Annotated in this window: 14 protein-coding genes and 1 pseudogene; 10 read left to right on the top strand and 5 right to left on the bottom strand. The window is 72.2% G+C overall.

Features of this window, described 5'->3' with window-relative positions; translation table 11 throughout:
* Positions 1-62: 62 nt before the first annotated feature.
* Positions 63-1,181: a cell division protein ZapE gene (zapE, locus tag LRS04_RS08460; protein WP_257815972.1), complete on the bottom strand. Its 1,119-nt coding sequence runs from the start codon at positions 1,179-1,181 to the stop codon at positions 63-65.
* A gap of 102 nt (positions 1,182-1,283) precedes the next feature.
* Here zapE and LRS04_RS08455 point away from each other — a divergent pair, with 102 nt between their 5' ends.
* A complete protein-coding gene (locus LRS04_RS08455; RefSeq protein WP_257815971.1) occupies positions 1,284-1,508 on the top strand; it encodes a hypothetical protein in 225 nt (74 codons plus the stop codon).
* Between the two features lie 159 nt (positions 1,509-1,667).
* Here LRS04_RS08455 and LRS04_RS08450 read toward each other — a convergent pair whose 3' ends face one another.
* Complete coding sequence (locus tag LRS04_RS08450) at positions 1,668-3,164, bottom strand: CoA-acylating methylmalonate-semialdehyde dehydrogenase (protein WP_257815970.1); 1,497 nt, start codon at positions 3,162-3,164, stop codon at positions 1,668-1,670.
* Positions 3,165-3,387: 223 nt separating this feature from the next.
* Here LRS04_RS08450 and LRS04_RS08445 point away from each other — a divergent pair, with 223 nt between their 5' ends.
* The 6 genes from LRS04_RS08445 (at position 3,388) to LRS04_RS26730 (ending at position 7,922) form a co-directional block, all read left to right on the top strand.
* Positions 3,388-3,837 carry a glycine zipper domain-containing protein gene (locus LRS04_RS08445; RefSeq protein WP_257815969.1) on the top strand — a complete coding sequence of 150 codons (450 nt, stop codon included), beginning with the start codon at positions 3,388-3,390 and terminating at the stop codon, positions 3,835-3,837.
* Positions 3,838-4,143: 306 nt separating this feature from the next.
* Complete coding sequence (locus LRS04_RS08440; protein ID WP_257815968.1) at positions 4,144-4,851, top strand: 1-acyl-sn-glycerol-3-phosphate acyltransferase; 708 nt, start codon at positions 4,144-4,146, stop codon at positions 4,849-4,851.
* Positions 4,848-5,321, top strand: coding sequence for a tRNA (adenosine(37)-N6)-threonylcarbamoyltransferase complex ATPase subunit type 1 TsaE (gene tsaE / locus LRS04_RS08435; protein ID WP_257815967.1), 474 nt, complete (start codon positions 4,848-4,850; stop codon positions 5,319-5,321). The genes LRS04_RS08440 and tsaE overlap by 4 nt, the downstream gene beginning before the upstream one ends.
* On the top strand, positions 5,305-6,396 hold the full coding sequence (amgK, locus tag LRS04_RS08430) for an N-acetylmuramate/N-acetylglucosamine kinase AmgK (protein ID WP_257815966.1): 1,092 nt from the start codon (positions 5,305-5,307) through the stop codon (positions 6,394-6,396). Before tsaE ends, amgK begins: the two co-directional genes overlap by 17 nt.
* 23 nt (positions 6,397-6,419) lie before the next feature.
* Complete coding sequence (locus LRS04_RS08425) at positions 6,420-7,112, top strand: nucleotidyltransferase family protein (RefSeq protein WP_257819035.1); 693 nt, start codon at positions 6,420-6,422, stop codon at positions 7,110-7,112.
* A gap of 396 nt (positions 7,113-7,508) precedes the next feature.
* Entirely contained in the window at positions 7,509-7,922 is a 414-nt protein-coding gene (locus tag LRS04_RS26730; protein WP_308238100.1) for a hypothetical protein, read from the top strand.
* A 593-nt stretch (positions 7,923-8,515) separates the two neighbouring features.
* Here the strand turns inward: LRS04_RS26730 and LRS04_RS26725 are convergent.
* A complete protein-coding gene (locus LRS04_RS26725) occupies positions 8,516-9,052 on the bottom strand; it encodes a hypothetical protein (RefSeq protein WP_308238099.1) in 537 nt (178 codons plus the stop codon).
* Positions 9,053-9,179: 127 nt separating this feature from the next.
* On the opposite strand from LRS04_RS26725, the gene LRS04_RS26720 reads away from it, so the two are divergent.
* The 3 genes from LRS04_RS26720 (at position 9,180) to trxA (ending at position 13,996) form a co-directional block, all read left to right on the top strand.
* Positions 9,180-10,106 carry a PD-(D/E)XK nuclease family protein gene (locus LRS04_RS26720; protein WP_308238098.1) on the top strand — a complete coding sequence of 309 codons (927 nt, stop codon included), beginning with the start codon at positions 9,180-9,182 and terminating at the stop codon, positions 10,104-10,106.
* Entirely contained in the window at positions 10,103-13,588 is a 3,486-nt protein-coding gene (gene addA / locus LRS04_RS08415; protein ID WP_257815965.1) for a double-strand break repair helicase AddA, read from the top strand. The genes LRS04_RS26720 and addA overlap by 4 nt, the downstream gene beginning before the upstream one ends.
* A gap of 78 nt (positions 13,589-13,666) precedes the next feature.
* A complete protein-coding gene (gene trxA / locus LRS04_RS08410) occupies positions 13,667-13,996 on the top strand; it encodes a thioredoxin (protein WP_257815963.1) in 330 nt (109 codons plus the stop codon).
* A 156-nt stretch (positions 13,997-14,152) separates the two neighbouring features.
* Here the strand turns inward: trxA and LRS04_RS08405 are convergent.
* Both LRS04_RS08405 and accD read right to left on the bottom strand, forming a co-directional pair.
* Positions 14,153-15,473: pseudogene (locus tag LRS04_RS08405) on the bottom strand (folylpolyglutamate synthase/dihydrofolate synthase family protein).
* Positions 15,474-15,489: 16 nt separating this feature from the next.
* Positions 15,490-16,416: an acetyl-CoA carboxylase, carboxyltransferase subunit beta gene (gene accD / locus LRS04_RS08400; protein ID WP_257815962.1), complete on the bottom strand. Its 927-nt coding sequence runs from the start codon at positions 16,414-16,416 to the stop codon at positions 15,490-15,492.
* Between the last annotated feature and the right edge of the window lie 3 nt (positions 16,417-16,419).

Here is a 16,419-nt window from a genome sequence, read left to right as displayed (position 1 = left end):
GACTCTCCCACCCCGATCGCTCCGCGATCTGCCCCTCCCCTGAAGGGGAGGGATACGCGCGCCTACTCCCGATCCGCGAGCCAGTCCGCCGAGCGCATCTCCTGCAGGCGGGACGCGGTGCGTTCGAACTCGAAGGCGCCGTCGCCGGCCGGGTAGAGATGGTCCGGGTCGGCCTCGGCCAGGACGATCAGCCGGGTGCGGGCCTCGTAGAGCGCGTCGATCAGCAGGACGAAGCGCCTCGCCTCCTCGCGCCGGTTGGCGGTGAGCTTCGGCACGTCCTCCAGGAAGACCGTGTGGAAGCGCTCGGCCAGCGCCAGGTAGTCGTTGGGGCCCAGCGCCACGGAGCAGAGGCTGGCGAAGGACGACCGCACCAGCCCGCCGGCGGCGCGCGGCAGGGTGATCCGGCGGCCCAGCACCTCCAGCTCCTCGCCATCCTCCTCTTCCGGGCCCAGCATCTGGGTCCAGAGGTCGTCGAACACCCGCTGGTGGTCGGGATCGTTGGGCGAGAACCAGGTGCCGGCGGCCCTGAGGCGGTCGAGCCGGTAGTCGTGGGCCCCGGCGACCTCCACCACCTCGACCTTCGACTTCAGGAGATCGATGAACGGCAGGAAGAGCTGGCGATTGATGCCGTCCTTGTAGAGCTGGTCCGGATGGCGATTGGAGGTCGCCACCAGGGTCACGCCGCGGGCGAACAGGGCCTCGAACAGCCGGCCGAGGATCATGGCGTCGGCGATGTCGGTGACCTGGAACTCGTCGAAGCAGAGCAGGCGCGCGCCGTCGGCGACCACGTCGGCCACCGGCGGGATCGGATCGTCCCCCTTCGACTGCCCGAAGCGGGCCTTGCGCGCCGCGGCGTCGCCCTTGCGCCAGGCGTCGATCAGGCGGTGGATCTCGCCCATGAAGACGTGGAAATGGGTGCGGCGCTTCTTCTCCACCGGCACGGTCTCGAAGAAGAGGTCCATGAGCATGGACTTCCCCCGGCCCACCGGCCCCACGAGATAGACCCCACGCTCGCTCTCCGGCTTCCGGAACAGCGCCTTCAGGCGTCCGCCCGATTGCGCGGCGGCGAGGTCGTCTTCCAGCCTGACGAGTTCGCGGAGCCCCGCCGCCTGGGCGGGGTCGGGCCGGATGTCGCCTGCGGCCAGGCGGGCGTCGTAGGCGGCGGCAAGGGTCTCGGCCATCAGCCATGAGGCCTAGCGAGGGGCGACCGCATGCGCAAGGAATGGGGGCAAGGAACAGGCCGGCCGGACACGGGTTGAGCCTATGAAGAGAAGGAGACCCTGATGGCCGATCAAGACCGCACTTTCACGACGGACGACGTGTCCGCCAACCGTGGCCGCCAGCAGGGACTGGGTGTCGGGGAGCGTGAGCTGGAGGCCCAGCACGATCCCACGGTCGACGTCGACCAGCTCGAGGAAGACCTCATCGAAGACCACGGCAGCCCGAAGATCAGCCAGGGCGCCAAGACCCGGGCGCACACCAAGGACATCATCAGCCGCAGGAGCTGAGGGCAACCCGATCCCTCCCCTTCAGGGGAGGGAAACGCCGCTGCGCGGCGAGGGTGGGGAAGTCGCGTTCAAGCCCCGACTCCGAGCCTGGCCCACACTCCCCCACCCGGCAGCGCGTACCGCGCCGTCCACCCTCCCCTGAAGGGGAGGGATTGAGCCCTACCCCATCGTCGGGATGACGAACGCCGAGTCCTCCACGGCGCCCTCCGGCCAGCGGGCGGTGACGGTCTTCACCTTGGTGTAGAACTTCACGCCTTCCATGCCGTGCTGGTTGGTGTCGCCGAAGGCCGAGCGCTTCCAGCCGCCGAAGGTGTGGTAGGCGACCGGCACCGGGATCGGCACATTGATGCCGACCATGCCGACGTTCACCCTCGCGGCGAACTCGCGGGCGGCGCGGCCGTTGCGCGTGAAGATGGCGACGCCGTTGCCGTACTGGTGCTCGGAGGGCAGGGCCAGCGCCTCCTCGAAGGTCTCGGCGCGCACGATCTGCAGGACCGGGCCGAAGATCTCCTCGTCGTAGGTCTTCATGCCCTTCTTCACGCCGTCGAACAGCGAGGGGCCGATGAAGAAGCCGTCCTCGTAGCCCTGCAGCTTGAAGCCGCGGCCGTCGACGACCAGCTCGGCGCCTTCCTTCACCCCGATGTCGATGTAGTCGCTGATCTTCTTGCGGTGGGCGGCGGACACCACCGGCCCATACTGGGCGGCGGGGTCGGTGGAGATGCCGACCTTCAGGGTCTCCAGTTCGGCCAGCACCCGCTCGCGCACCTCGTCGGCGGTCTTCCGGCCCACGGGGACGACGACCGGCAGCGCCATGCAGCGCTCGCCGGCCGAGCCGTAGGCCGCGCCGATGATGTCCTTCGTCGCCTGCTCCAGGTCGGCGTCGGGCAGGATGATGCCGTGGTTCTTGGCGCCGCCCATGGCCTGGACCCGCTTCCCGTTCGCCGTGCCGCGGGAATAGACGTAATGGGCGATGTCGGAGGAGCCGACGAAGCTGACCGCCTTAATGTCCGGGTGGTCGAGGATGGCGTCGACCGCCGTCTTGTCGCCGTGGACGACGTTCAGCACGCCCTTGGGCGCGCCGGCCTCCATCATCAGCTCGGCCAGGCGGACCGGGACGCTCGGGTCCTTCTCCGACGGCTTCAGGATGAAGCTGTTGCCGACCGCGATGGCCACGCCGAACATCCACATCGGGATCATGGCCGGGAAGTTGAACGGGGTGATGCCCGCGCAGACGCCCAGCGGCTGGCGCATGGAATAGACGTCGATGCCCGGACCGGCGCCCTCGGTGTATTCGCCCTTCAGGGCGTGCGGGATGCCGCAGGCGAACTCGATCACCTCCAGGCCGCGCTGGATGTCGCCCTTCGAGTCGGCGATCACCTTGCCGTGCTCGGAGGAGAGCAGCTCGGCGAGCTCGTCCATGCGGGCTTCCACCAGCCGCTTGAACTCGAACATCACCCGCGCCCGGCGCTGGGGATTGACCAGGGCCCAGGTCTGCTGCGCGCGCAGCGCCGAGGCGACCGCGGCGTCCAGCTCGGCCGGGGTGGCGAGCGCCACGCGGGCCTGAACCTCGCCGGTGTTGGGGTTGAAGACGTCTCCGGTCCGACCGGAGGTCGAGGCGACGGACGCGCCGTCGATGAAATGGGTGATCTCACGCATGGCCGGCGTTTTAAGCCGATGACGTCAGGTGAGCCAGCCGTTGCGACACGCGGCGCCACCTGGAGATTGCGGCGGGAATTCGGCAAGCATTTCTCGGCTGAAGCCAAATAATCCGAAGATATACGCCCTTGTCAGCCACCGTTCAGGTGCGAAGGTGTTAAATGCACTCTCAGATGAGGGTCAGGAACAGCCTGGCCGTAGACAAGGAAAGAGGAGCGAGACCATGAAGATCGCCGCTATTTCCGCCGGCGTCCTGGCTACCGTCGCCGCCGGCGCGATCGCCACACCTTCCGCGGCCCAGTCGTACGGCCGCTATCAGGACTGCCGCTCGGGCAACGGGACCACCGGTGCGGTGGTCGGCGGCCTGGCCGGCGCGGCGCTGGGCGCCAGCCTCGCGGGCCGTCACGACGGCCGGGCCCCCGGCGCGGCCATCGGCGCGGTCGCCGGCGCCCTGCTGGGCTCCCAGATCGCGAAGTCGAACGACAAGTGCCGGACCTACGGCTCGAGCTACTACGCCCCGAACTATCGCGGCTCGAGCTACTACGGCAACCAGGGCTACTACGGCTCGAACTACAACTACGGCCGGACCTACGCCCAGCCGCGCTACACGAGCTACGACCGCTACGGCTACCCGACCAGCCGCAGCTACTACGGCTCGCCCTACTACCGCTAAGGGCTGAGCCTCCAAGGACCCCGGCCCGCCGCAGCGATGCGGCGGGCCGGGTGCTGTCTGGGGCAAGCCTCGTCCTCCCCCTAAGGTGGATGACGAGGCGCCGAGCCGCTTGCCCCCCTCCCCCGGCGCGTCGCATCCTGGGGGCATGACCCTCGCGTCGCCGGCCGCCGGCTTCGCCCCCCGGGGCGCGACCACATCGTCGACATCCTGATCGCCGAGCGGGCGCCGAAGCTGTCGGGCTCGCCGTTCTGGCCGGTCGTCCGGCCCCTGCTCTACGGCGTCCTCGACTACGCCAAGGCCCGGCGCATGGCCGACGCGATCCGGCCGCTGCCCGGCGTCCAGGCGCTGGACCATGTCTCCGGCCTGCTGTCGCTGAAGACCACCGCCGAGGGGCTGGACCGGGTCCCGCGCGCCGGCCGGCTGATGGTGGTCTGCAACCATCCCACCGGCATCGCCGACGGGATCGCGGTCTATGACGCGCTGAAGCCGCTCCGGCCGGACCTCTGCTTCTACGCCAACTCCGACGCCCACCGGGTCTCGCCCCGCCTCGACGAGGTGCTGATCCCCGTGGAGTGGGTGGAGGCCAAGCGCACCCGCGAACGGACCCGGCTGACCTTGCAGCTCACCCGGGAGGCCCTGGAGGCCGAGCGCTGCCTGGTCATCTTCCCGGCCGGCCGGCTCGCGCGCCGCCAGCCGGACGGCCTGCTTGCGGACCCCGCCTGGGCGCCGAGCGCCGTCTCCATCGCGCGCAAGTACGAGGCGACCGTCCTGCCGATCCACGTGAGCGGCCCCTGGTCGACCCTGTTCCACCTGTTCAACCGGGTCTCTCCGGAGCTGCGCGACATCACCCTCTTCCACGAGCTGCTCAACAAGCAGGGCCGGGCGTTCCACCTGAAGGTCGGCCGGCCGATCGCGCCCGACGCCCTGGTCGGCGATCCGGGCGAGGCCACTCTGCGCCTCAAGCACCATGTGGAGCGGACGATCCCCGCCGACGCCGACGCGGCCTTCGCATGATCCTGGAAGCCGAAGGCGACTTCCGCCTCGCGGGCGAGGCGGCCACGCAGCATCTGGGCCGGGCGATCGCCGACGCCCTGCATCCGGGGGACATGGTCTGCCTCTCGGGGCCGCTCGGGGCCGGCAAGTCGACCCTGGCCAGGGCCCTGGTGCGGGCGCTGACCACGCCGGACGAGGACGTGCCCTCGCCGACCTTCACGCTCGTGCAGTTCTACGAAGGCGCCCGCCTGAAGGTCGCCCATTTCGACCTCTATCGCCTGTCGTCGCCCGACGAGGCCTATGAGATCGGGCTGGACGAGGCGCTGGAGGACGGGGCCGCGGTGGTCGAATGGCCGGAAAGGCTGGAGGGCCGCCTTCCCGCCAACCGACTCGATGTAGAGATCTCGCTTTCCGAGGATGGCGAGGAACGGCGCGTGCGGCTGACGCCGCATGGGACCTGGGAGGGACGAGGGCTTGAGTTCGGACCGTGAGGCCCTGAAGGCCGAGTTCCTGAAGGCGGCGGGCCTGGCGGGCGCCGAGCGGGTTCCGCTCAGCGGCGACGCCTCGACGCGCAGTTACGAGCGGCTGAAGACGCCCGGCGGCGCGAGCCTGATCTTCATGGACCAGCCGCCGGCCGTGGAGAGCGGCGTCTGCCCGCCGGACGCCACCCCGGAACAGCGACTGGCGCTGGGCTACAATGCGGCGAGCCGGCTGGCGGCGGGCTCGGTGGCCGCCTTCGTGGCGACGGCCACCTACCTGCACGGCCGGGGGCTCTCCGCGCCGGAGATCATCGCCCACGACGTCGGCGCCGGCCTCTGCGTGCTGGAGGACCTGGGCGACGGCCTGTTCGCGACCCTGGTGGCGAACGGCCAGGACGAGCGACCGCTCTACGAGGCCGCGGTGGACGTGCAGGTGGCCCTGCAGGCTGAGGAACCGCCCGCCGTGCTGGGCGAGGGCGACACCGCCTGGCCGCTGCTCACCTACGACACCCTGGCGCTGAAGGTCGGCACCGACACCTTCCTGGAATGGTGGCCGAAGTTCTCCGGGCTCGCGCCGTTCGACGACGCGGCGGTGGCCGAGTGGGACGCGCTGTGGGCGCCGGTCTATGCGCGCGGCGAGGCCGGGGCCTCGGTCTTCACCCACCGGGACTACCACGCCCAGAACCTGCTCTGGCTGCCGGAGCGCGCCGGCCCGGCCCGCGTCGGCCTGCTGGACTTCCAGGACGCGCTGCGCGCCCATCCGGCCTGGGACCTGACGCACCTGCTGCAGGACGCCCGGCGAGACGTCTCCGCCGAGCTCGAGGCCGCCATGCTGGCGCGATTCCTGGACGCCCGGCCCGAGCTCGAGCGCGAACCGTTCCTCGCCGACTACCGGGCGCTGGCCGCCTCCAACGGCGCGCGGATCCTCGGCCGGGTGTTCGCCAGGCAGGCGATCCTCGGGCGGCTGCAGTACACCACCTACATGCCCCGCACCTGGCGCTACCTGGAACGGAACCTGGAGGACCCGGCGATGGCCGGCCTGAAGACCTGGTTCGACCGCCACGTGCCGCGCGAGGCGCGGGCGTGAGCACCGCGGCTCCCAAGACCGCCATGGTGCTGGCCGCGGGCCTCGGCACGCGCATGCGGCCGCTCACTGACGCCATGCCCAAGGCGCTGATCCCGGTGGCCGGGCGGACCCTGATCGACCGGGTGCTGGACAAGCTGGTCGAGGCGGGTGTGACCCGCGCGGTGGTCAACGTCCACCACCACGCCGACCAGATGGAGGCCCACCTCGCCGGGCGCCGCGACCTGGAGGTGCTGATCTCCGACGAGCGGGCCGAGCTGCTGGATTCCGGCGGCGGCATCCAGAAGGCCCGGCCGCTGCTGGGTGAGGACCCGATCTTCGTCGCCAACATCGACTCGCTCTGGATCGACGAGGGCGAGCCGCCGCTGGAGACGCTGAAGCGCGTCTGGGATGCGGAGCGCATGGACATCCTGCTGCTGCTCGTGACGCGCGGCCACGGCATCGGGTTCGAGGGGCCGAACGGCTTCTTCATGGACGCCGAGGGCCGGCTCACCCACTCGGTGCGGCCCGAGCCGCCGACGCCGTTCGCCAACATCGGCTTCGGGGTCCTGAAGCCGCAGGTGCTGGCCAGCTCGCCCAACGCGGGCCCGTTCTCGATCCTGCCGGTCTGGCATCGGCTGCAGGCCGAGGGGCGGCTCTACGGCGCGGTCATGGACGCCTTCTGGATGCACGTGGGTGATCCCGCCGCCCGGGAGGCGGCCGAGGCGCGGCTGAGATGACCAGCTTCCTGGACCGGCCCGGACCGCGCTGGTTCAACGTGCCTGCGCACCGCCCCTTCGCCCAGGACCTGGCCCAGGGCCTGTTCGACACGCTTGCGCCACTGGGTCCGGAGGCGCTGTCGCAGGCGGTGGTGCTGATGCCGACGCGGCGGGGCGCGCGGGCCATCGCCGACGCCTTCATCGCCGCGGCCGGCGGGCGCGCCGTCCTGCCGCCGCAGATGCGGCCCCTGGGCGACCTGGAGGAAGGCGAGCCGCCGTTCGAGCCGGGCGACCTATCCCTCGATCTGCCGGCCGCCATCGATCCGCTGAAGCGGAAGTTCGAGCTGACGCGGCTGGTGGCCGAGCGCGAGCACCTGCTGCAGGGCCGGACCCTCACCGCCCCCGGCGCCCCTGGAATTGGCCGAGGCGCTGGGCGGCTTCTTCGACAGCGTGCAGATCGAGGAGGCGGAGGTGGAGAGCCGGCTCGCCGACCTCGTGGAGAGCGAGCATGCCGAGCACTGGCAGGTCAGCCGCGCCTTCCTGGAGAGCGCGGTCGCCGGCTGGGCCGAACGCCTGCGCGACCTCGGCTTGGTGGACGTCAGCGAGCGCCGCGTGAAGCTGCTGCGGCGCCTCGCCGAGGTCTGGACCGACCGGCCGCCGCAGGGCGTGCTGGTGGCCGCCGGGTCGACCGGGACGGCGCCGGCCACGCGGGCGCTGCTGATCGCCGTCGCCAACGCGCCGCAGGGCTGCGTCGTGCTGCCGGGATTGGACGAGGGCCTGGCCGAGAAGGCCTGGGCCAAGGTCGACGTGCAGCATCCGCAGGGCCCCTGAAGCGCCTGCTGGACGATGCGCGGATCGCCAAGCGCGACGTGCCGCTCTGGCCGGCCTCGATCCAGGCGAACATGGCCCGGCGCTGGCGCCAGCGGATCGTCAACGAGGCGCTGCGCCCCGCCGACGAGACCGCCGACTGGCTGGGCGTCATCGCCGAGCTGCGCAAGGAAGGCGGCGACGCCGACCCCATCGCCGAGGGGCTGAAGGGCCTCTCCCGCGTCACCGCCCGGACGGAGGAGGAGGCCGCCACGGTCGCCGCCCTGCTGCTTCGCGAGGCCATGGAGACCCCGGACCTCACCGCCGCCCTGGTGACGCCCGACCAGGCGCTGGCCCGGCGGGTGACCGCCAAGCTGACCCGTTGGGGGATCATCCCCGACAGCTCCGCCGGCGAGAGCCTGGCCGGCTCGCGCTGCGGGTCGCTGGCCGGGCTGGTGGCCAAGGCCGCCGTCGACCCGCTGGCGCCAGTCACCCTGCTGGCGATCCTGAAGCACCCGGCGGTGCGACTGGGGCTCGACGCCGAGGCCTTCGCCGCCGCCCGCGACGTCCTGGAGCGCCGCGCCTTCCGCGGCCCCCGCGCCCGCACCTGGCCGGACTTAATCAGTAAACTGACGGAATATCCGGACGCCGCCGCCCTCGCCGACCGCCTGCGCGCCGCCCTGCCGAGCGAGTACGACGCCGACTCCCCCGCCACCCGCGCCGCCGCCCTCGCCCGGTCCATGGAGACCCTGGCCGAGGGCGCCGACGACCTCTGGAGCGGCTTCGACGGCGAGGCGGTGAGCCGGCTGCTGGCCGGCCTGATCCGCGACGGCGGCGACCTCCCCGCCGCCACGCCGCGCGGCTTCGCCGAGCTGCTGGACCGGCTGATGTCCGGAGAGAGCGTGCGGACCGGCGGCTCCACCCATCCCCGCCTGCGCATCCTGGGCGCCATCGAGGCCCGGCTCGTGCGCGCCGACCGGCTGGTGGTCGCCGGGCTGGAGGAAGGCGTCTGGCCGAGAGGCGCGGCCCTGGATCCCTTCCTGTCCAGGCCCATGCGCGAGCGCCTCGGCCTGCCGAGCCCCGAGCGCCGGGTCGGCCTCGCGGCCCACGACTTCGCCCAGGCCGCCTGCGCGCCGGAAGTGATCCTGCTCCACACCGAGCGTCGCGAGGGCGCCCCGGCGGTGAAATCCCGCTGGCTCTGGCGGCTGGAGACCCTGGCCAAGGGCGCCGGCGTGACGCTTGCCGGCCGGCCCGAGGTGCTGGACTGGGCCCGGGCGCTGGATGCCCCGGACGCCTACGCGCCCTGCCCCCCGGCCGGCGCCGAAGCCGCCGCTGGCCGACCGGCCCAAGAAGCTGTTCGTCACCGGTGTGGAAACGCTCACGCGCGACCCCTACGCCGTCTGGGCCCGGCACATCCTCGGCCTGCGCCAACTCGCCCGCCCCGACGAAGAGGTAGACGTCCGCATCCGGGGGACCGCCATCCACAAGGCCTTCGAAGACCTGGCGCTGAACTGGCCGGCCGACGCGCCCGAGACCGCGGCCGCCGCCTTCGAGGGCTACTACCTGCAGGCGCTCATCGACGGCGGCATGCCGCCCGAGGGCCTGGCCCGGGAGACGGCCCTGGCCCGCGAGGCCGCCGCCTGGGTGGCCGAGCTGGAGCTGCAGCGCCGCGCCGACGGCCGGGCGATCCACGTGGAAAAGGAAGGCGAGCTCGTCCTCGACATCGACGGCGAGCCGTTCACCGTCGCGGCCAAGGCCGACCGCATCGAGATCGGCCCGGACGGGCTGGGGCACGTGCTCGACTTCAAGACCGGCCGGGCCCCGAGCGCCAAGATGGTCCGCACCGGCTTCTCGCCGCAGCTCACCCTCACCGCCGCCATCCTGGCCAAGGGCGGATTCCACAGGGCCGGCCTGCCCGCCGCGCCCACCGGCGAGCTGGTCTATCTGGAGGTCACCGGCCGCAAGCCCGCCGGCCGCGCCGAGGTCCGCGCCGCGCCCGACGGCGACGGCAAGAGCGTGCTGGAGAGCCAGGGCGCGGCGGACGGAGCCCTCGCCGGCCTGATCGGACTGGTCCGCCAGTTCCGCGACCCGGAGCGCGGCTACGCCTCGCGCACCGCGCCGCAGTTCGTGAAGCTCTACGCGTCGGACTACGACCATCTGGCCCGGGTCTTCGAATGGTCCACCTCCGGCGAGGAGGGCGAGGAATGAGCGAGATCCGCGACCGCGCCGCCAACTCCAACGCCGACCCGCAGCAGCTCGCCGCGGACCCGACGCTGTCGGCCTTCGTCACGGCCAACGCCGGCTCGGGCAAGACCAAGACCCTGATCGACCGGGTGGCCCGCCTGCTGCTGGCCGGCGCCGAGCCCGCCACCATCCTGTGCGTGACCTACACCAAGGCGGCGGCGTCGGAGATGCAGCGCCGGCTGTTCGACCTGCTGGGCGACTGGTCGGTGATGGCGGGGGCCGAGCTCGCGGAGAAGCTGCACGCGCTCGACGGCCGCCGCGTCGATCCGCAGGACGAGGCCCAGCTCTCCGACGCCCGGCGCCTGTTCGCCCGCGCCCTGCAGACCCCGGGCGGGCTGAAGATCCAGACGATCCACGCCTTCTGCGAGAAGCTGCTGCGCCGGTTCCCGCTGGAGGCCGGCATCTCGCCCAGCTTCCGCGTGATGGACGATAGCGGGTCGGCGGCGGTGGCGCGCAGCGCCAAGGCCCTGGTCGCGCACCACGCGCTGAAGGCCGACGACCAGATCGCGGCCGCCTATGCCCGGTTCTCCGTCGCGCTCGACTTCCAGAGCTTCGAGGCGATGTTCGCCGATTTCGAGGCCCGCCGCGGCGCGCTGGCCGAGTTCTTCCACCGCGAAGGCGGGCTGGCGGGCGCCGAAGCCTGGGTCTGGCGGGCCGTGGACGTGGCGCGCGGGTCGACCGTCGAGAGCCTGGAAGCCGAGGCCGTGGCGGCCCTCGACCGGGGCCTGTGGCGCCGGGCGGCGGAGACCCTGCAGCGCGGCGGCGCCACCGACCAGAAGTGCGCCGCCCAGATCGCCGCGGTCGCCGCCAATCCCGACGCGACCTTCGCCGAGGCGCTGCTGCCGTTCTTCACCGAGAAGGGCGAGGGCAGCGCGGCGACCTGGGTCGGCAAGACCAGCGGGCTGAAGGCCGACGAGGGCCTGCGCGCCCTACTGCTGGCCGAGCAGGCCCGGCTGGAGGCGGCGCGCGAGCGGCTGCGCGCCGTGCAGGTGGCGTGGGAGACGCTCGACGCCCTGACGCTCGCCTCGGCCTATCTCGCCGCCTACCGGCTGGAGAAGGATGCCGCGGGCCTGCTCGACTTCGCCGACCTGATCGAGAAGGCCTGTCACCTGCTGCGCGACCGGCCGGCCGCGGCCTGGGTGCTCTACAAGCTGGACGGCGGCATCGACCACATCCTGCTGGACGAGGCGCAGGACACCGCCCCCGATCAATGGACGATCATCGACCAGATCACCGCCGAGTTCTTCGCGGGCGCCGGCGTCGGCGGCGAGGCGCGGCTGCGCGACCTCTTCGTGGTCGGCGACCCCAAGCAGTCGATCTATTCTTTCCAGGGCGCCCGGCCCGAGCAGCTCCGCCACAAGCTCACCTTCCACCGGGACCGGGCCACCGGCGCCGGGTTCCGCTTCGAGGAGGTGGAGCTGGTGGATTCCTGGCGCTCCACGCCCCAGGTGCTGAGCTTCGTGGACGCGGTCTTCACCCCGCCGGGGCTGGCGCGATCGATCCAGCCGGGTCTCGACGAGGCCGTCCGCCACCAGGCCCAGCGGCGCGAGCACACGGGCTGCGTGGACGTCTGGCCTCTGGAGGTCGAGCGGAAGGGCGACGAACGCGAGGCCTGGGATGCGCCGCTCGACGCCGAGGCGGAGGACAGCGCCAACCGCAGGCTCGCTAGGCGGATCGCGGATGAGATCAAGGCTCTCGTGGCCCGCGGCGACGCCGTCTTCGACAAGGAAACGAGGACGTGGCGCGCCGCCCACTATGGCGACGTCCTGATCCTGGTCCGCCGCCGTCGCGCCCTGTTCGAGGAGATCTTGCGCGCGCTCAAGCAACGCGACGTCCCGGTGGCCGGCGCGGACCGGCTGGCGCTCTCGCAGCACATCATCTTCGACGACCTGGTGGCGCTCGCCCGCTTCGTCCTCTTCCCCGGCGACGAGCTGACGCTCGCGGCCCTGCTGAAGAGCCCGCTCTGCGGCCTCGACGACGACAGCCTCTATCAGCTCGCCCACGGCCGGAAGGACGAGACCCTCTGGGCGCGGCTGGTCCGCCGGTCCGGGGAGCGGGACGACTGGCAGGTGGCCCACGCCTTCCTGCAGCTCGCGCTCACCGAGGCGAAGGCGCGCCGGCCGTTCGAGCTCTACGCCGTCCTGCTGGGCGTGAAGGGCGCCGACGGGCTCTCCATGCGCCAGCGCCTGCTGCGCCGGCTGGGGGCCGAGGCCGAGGACGCGCTGGACGAGTTCATGAACCAGGTCCTGGCCGCCGAGACCCGCGGCGTCCACAGCCTGGAGGGCCTGGCCGCCGAGCTGGCCGGCCTCGACATCGTCGTGAAGCGCGAGATGGAAGGCGCGGAGCGCGAGGTGCGGGTGATGACCGCCCACGGCGCCAAGGGCCTCGAGGCGCCGATCGTCTTCCTCCCCGAGACGACGTTGACCCAGACCGCGCGGGGCTCGCCCCTGCTGCCGGTGAAGGACGGCTTCCTGTGGTGCGGCTCGTCCGCCAGGGACTGCGAGGCGACCTCCATCGCCCGCGAGGCGCGCGCGGCGCGCGAGGAGGCGGAGGCCTACCGCCTGCTCTATGTGGCCCTGACGCGGGCGCGGGACCGGCTGGTGCTCTGCGGCCGGATCGCCGAGCGCACCGACCCGGAGAAGCTGCGCGGCTGGTGGGGCGCGATCCGCGAGGCCTTGGACCACGCCGACATCTTGGCCGAGGTGCGGGAGGTGGAGAGCGCCGGCCTGCATTTCCGCCGTTACGGCCATGACCCGGCGACCTTGCCGCCGGAGACCGCAGCCGCGCCGGCGCCGGCCGCCCTGCCCGCCTGGACGGCGACCAGCCCCCCGGCGGAAGCCTTCGCCCGCTACGCCTCACCGTCGGAGCTCGGCCAGGGCGTGAAGGTCCCGGCCCCCTCGCCGCTGGCCGAGGCCGGCGGGCTGGGGCGCTTCCGTCGGGGCGACCTCGTCCACCGGCTGCTGCAGATCCTGCCCGACCTCCCGGCCGGGGGCCGGGCCGACGGCGCCCGCGCCCTGCTCACCCGCGAGCGCGACCTGACCGAGGCCCAGCGCGCAGAGATGATCGCTGCGGCGCTCTCGGTGCTGGAGGACGCCCGCTTCGCCGAGGTATTCGGCGACGGCTCCCGCGCCGAGGTGGCGATCGCCGGGACCGCCGCCGCCTTGCCGCCGGGCTTGCGCATCTCCGGCCGGATCGACCGCCTCGTCGTGCTGCCGGACCGGGTGCTGGTGGTGGACTTCAAGACCAACCGGCCGTCGCCTGACCGGATCGAGGACGCCGGCCCCGCCTATCTGCGCCAGATGGCGCTCTACGCCGCCGTGCTGGCCGAGGTGTTCCCCGGGCGGCGGATCGAGGCGGCGCTCGTCTGGACCGACGGGCCGAAGCTGATGCCGGTCCCAGAAAACCTGTTGGCCGCAACGCTTGCCGACCTGCGCCGCACCGGTTGATACCTTGAGGGGCGCGGCCTACATCCGCGGATCAGGAGGCGCGGCCCTGCGTTGGGCCAGCGCATAAGGAGCTAACCCATGGCCACCGTGACGGTCACCGACGAGTCCTTCGAAAAGGACGTTCTGCAGGCCGAGCGCCCCGTGCTCGTCGACTTCTGGGCCGAGTGGTGCGGCCCCTGCAAGCAGATCGCCCCGGCGCTCGAGCAGATCTCCGACGAGCTTTCCAGCGCGGTGACCATCGCCAAGCTGAACATCGAGGAAAGCCCGACGACGCCCTCGCGTTACGGCGTCCGCGGCATCCCGACCATGATGCTCTTCAAGGGCGGCCAGATGGCCTCCATGAAGGTCGGCGCCATGCCGAAGCAGAAGATTCTGGAATGGCTGAACGAGGCCGGCGTCGCCGCCTGAGCCCCCATCCCTCCCCTGCAGGGGAGGGACAGCTCGCCCTCGGCGAGCCGGGTGGGGATCTGATGGGCAGGCTCCGGGCCTGATCGTGTCTCCCCCACCCGTCCGAGGCTTCGCCTCGTCCTCCCTCCCCTGAAGGGGAGGGATTTTCTTTGAGGCCTACGTCGGCCAGGTGTCCCGGCTCATGGCCAGCACCTCGCCGGCGAAGTGCAGGCCGCCGCAGACCAGCAGGTGCGGCGGCGGGCCGTCAGCGCCGAGCGCCTGGCGGACGCCGGCCTCCACGTTTGGGACCACCTCCACCTGCAGGCCCGCGGCGCGGGCGGCCTCGGCGATCTCCTCGGCGGGCGCGGCGTTGGGCGAATCGAAGGTCGTCGCGAAGACCTTCGGGTGCATCTCGGCGAAGGGCTCGAAGAAGCCGCGGGCGTCCTTGCGGGCGAACATGCCCACGACCATCGAAAGCGGCCGGCCATCCCGGTCGGTGAGGCGCGAGGCCGCCTCGGCCAGCGCCCGGCCGGCATGGGGATTGTGGCCGCCGTCGAGCCATAGGTCGGAGCCGCGCTCGCGGGCCAGCGCCGCCAGCGGCCCCGCCTTCAGCCGCTGGAAGCGGGCCGGCCAGACAGCCGACGCCACGCCCTCGCCGATGGCGTCCTCGCTGAGGCTCTGGTCGAAGGTGAGCGCCGCGGCCACCGCCAAGCCGGCGTTGGCGAACTGGTAGCCGCCGAACAGGCTGGGCGGCGGCAGGTCGAGCAGGCGCTCGGGCATCTGCACCAGCAGCCGGCCGCGCTCCTCCCAGGCGTCGAAGTCGCGGCCCATGAGCAGCATCGGCGCCATGCGGGCGTCAGCCTCGCGCTCGATGATATCCAGCGCCTCGTCCTGCTGGCGGGCGACCACCACCGGCCGGCCGGGCTTGATCACGCCGGCCTTCTCCCAGGCGATCTTGGCGAGGCCCGGGCCCAGCATCTCCAGGTGGTCGTAGTCCACGGGCGTGATGACGCTGACCGCCGGGGGCGTCGAAGACGTTGGTGGCGTCGAACCGTCCGCCCAGGCCCACCTCGACGATGCAGACGTCGGCGGGCGTCTCGGCGAAGGCCTGGAAGGCCAGCACCGTGGTGATCTCGAAGAAGCTGATCGGCTGGCCGTCGTTGGCCGCCTCCAGGCGATCGGTCAGGTCCTCGAGGCTCGCGTCGCCGATCAGCTCGCCCGCCACCCGGATCCGCTCGGCGAAGCGCACGAGGTGCGGCGACGTCAGCGCGTGGACCCGCAGTCCCTGGGCCTCCGCGATGGCCCTGAGGTAGGCGACGGTGGAGCCCTTGCCGTTGGTGCCGGCCACATGGATCACCGGCGGCAGGCGCCGTTCGGGGTGACCCAGCGCCGCCAGCAGCCGCTCGACGCGGCCGGTCGAAAGGTCGATCAGGCTCGGGTGGTTGGCGCGCAGCCTGTGGATCACCGCGTCCGAGGCGCGGATCGGATCGTGGTCGATCGCGGGCGGGGTTTGATCAGGCGGCGGAGGGAAGTCGCTCACGCCCCATCATGAGGGTCTTCAGGATCGAGGCCAGCACCGCCGGCAGCTCGGCGCGGGGCACGACCTTGTCCACCATGCCGCGCTCCACCAGGAACTCCGACTTCTGGAAGCCCGGCGGCAGGGTCTCGCGGATGGTCTGCTCGATCACCCGGCGGCCCGAGAAGCCGATCGTGGCGTTGGGCTCGGCCAGGTGGACGTCGCCCAGCATGGCGTAGGAGGCGAGCACCCCGCCCGTGGTCGGGTCGGTGAGCACGACGATGTAGGGCAGGCCCGCGGCCTTCACCTCGTTGAGCGCCAGGGTCGTGCGCGCCATCTGCATCAGGGAGAGCGTGCCCTCCTGCATCCGCGCGCCGCCCGAGGCCGTGAAGATGATGAAGGGCACGTCGCGCTTCACCGCCTCCTGGGCCGCCTTCACGAAGGCCTCGCCGGCGCCCATGCCGAGCGAGCCGCCCATGAAGGAGAAGTCCTGCACCACCACCACGGCCGGCTGGCCCTGGATGTGGCCATAGCCGATGGCCATGGAATCCTGTTCGCCGGTGGCCTTCCGGGCCGCCTTCAGGCGCTCGGCGTAGGGGCGCTCGTCGGGGAACTTCAGCGGGTCGTCCGCCACCACCGGCGAGGCGATCTTCTCGAAGGTCCCGCCGTCGAAGGTGACCTTCAGCCGCTGGGCCGCGCCGATCCGCATGTGGCTGCCGGACGGCGTCACCCAGAGCGCCGCCTCCAGGTCGGGGCGATAGATCATCTCCCCGGTGTCGGGGCACTTCACCCAGAGGTTTTCGGGGGTCTCACGCTTGGCGAACGCGTTGCGCACGCCGGGCGCGATCTTGGAGAGCCAGCCGCGCCGTTCGCGCGGGCCTTGGGGCCGTCCGGGCTTGTCGTTTCTCTGATCAGCCATCGCCATTGC

The organism is Phenylobacterium sp. J367 (assembly GCF_024699985.1).
GTDB lineage: Bacteria > Pseudomonadota > Alphaproteobacteria > Caulobacterales > Caulobacteraceae > Phenylobacterium.
This window is presented reverse-complemented; position numbering and strand designations above follow the sequence as displayed.

Coding starts and splice junctions, on each gene's coding strand:
- zapE (WP_257815972.1), bottom strand. CDS start 1,181: ATGGCCGAGACCCTTGCCGCCGCCTACGACGCCCGCCTGGCCGCAGGC.
- LRS04_RS08455 (WP_257815971.1), top strand. CDS start 1,284: ATGGCCGATCAAGACCGCACTTTCACGACGGACGACGTGTCCGCCAAC.
- LRS04_RS08450 (WP_257815970.1), bottom strand. CDS start 3,164: ATGCGTGAGATCACCCATTTCATCGACGGCGCGTCCGTCGCCTCGACC.
- LRS04_RS08445 (WP_257815969.1), top strand. CDS start 3,388: ATGAAGATCGCCGCTATTTCCGCCGGCGTCCTGGCTACCGTCGCCGCC.
- LRS04_RS08440 (WP_257815968.1), top strand. CDS start 4,144: ATGGCCGACGCGATCCGGCCGCTGCCCGGCGTCCAGGCGCTGGACCAT.
- tsaE (WP_257815967.1), top strand. CDS start 4,848: ATGATCCTGGAAGCCGAAGGCGACTTCCGCCTCGCGGGCGAGGCGGCC.
- LRS04_RS08425 (WP_257819035.1), top strand. CDS start 6,420: ATGGTGCTGGCCGCGGGCCTCGGCACGCGCATGCGGCCGCTCACTGAC.
- LRS04_RS26720 (WP_308238098.1), top strand. CDS start 9,180: ATGCCCCGGACGCCTACGCGCCCTGCCCCCCGGCCGGCGCCGAAGCCG.
- addA (WP_257815965.1), top strand. CDS start 10,103: ATGAGCGAGATCCGCGACCGCGCCGCCAACTCCAACGCCGACCCGCAG.
- trxA (WP_257815963.1), top strand. CDS start 13,667: ATGGCCACCGTGACGGTCACCGACGAGTCCTTCGAAAAGGACGTTCTG.
- accD (WP_257815962.1), bottom strand. CDS start 16,416: ATGGCGATGGCTGATCAGAGAAACGACAAGCCCGGACGGCCCCAAGGC.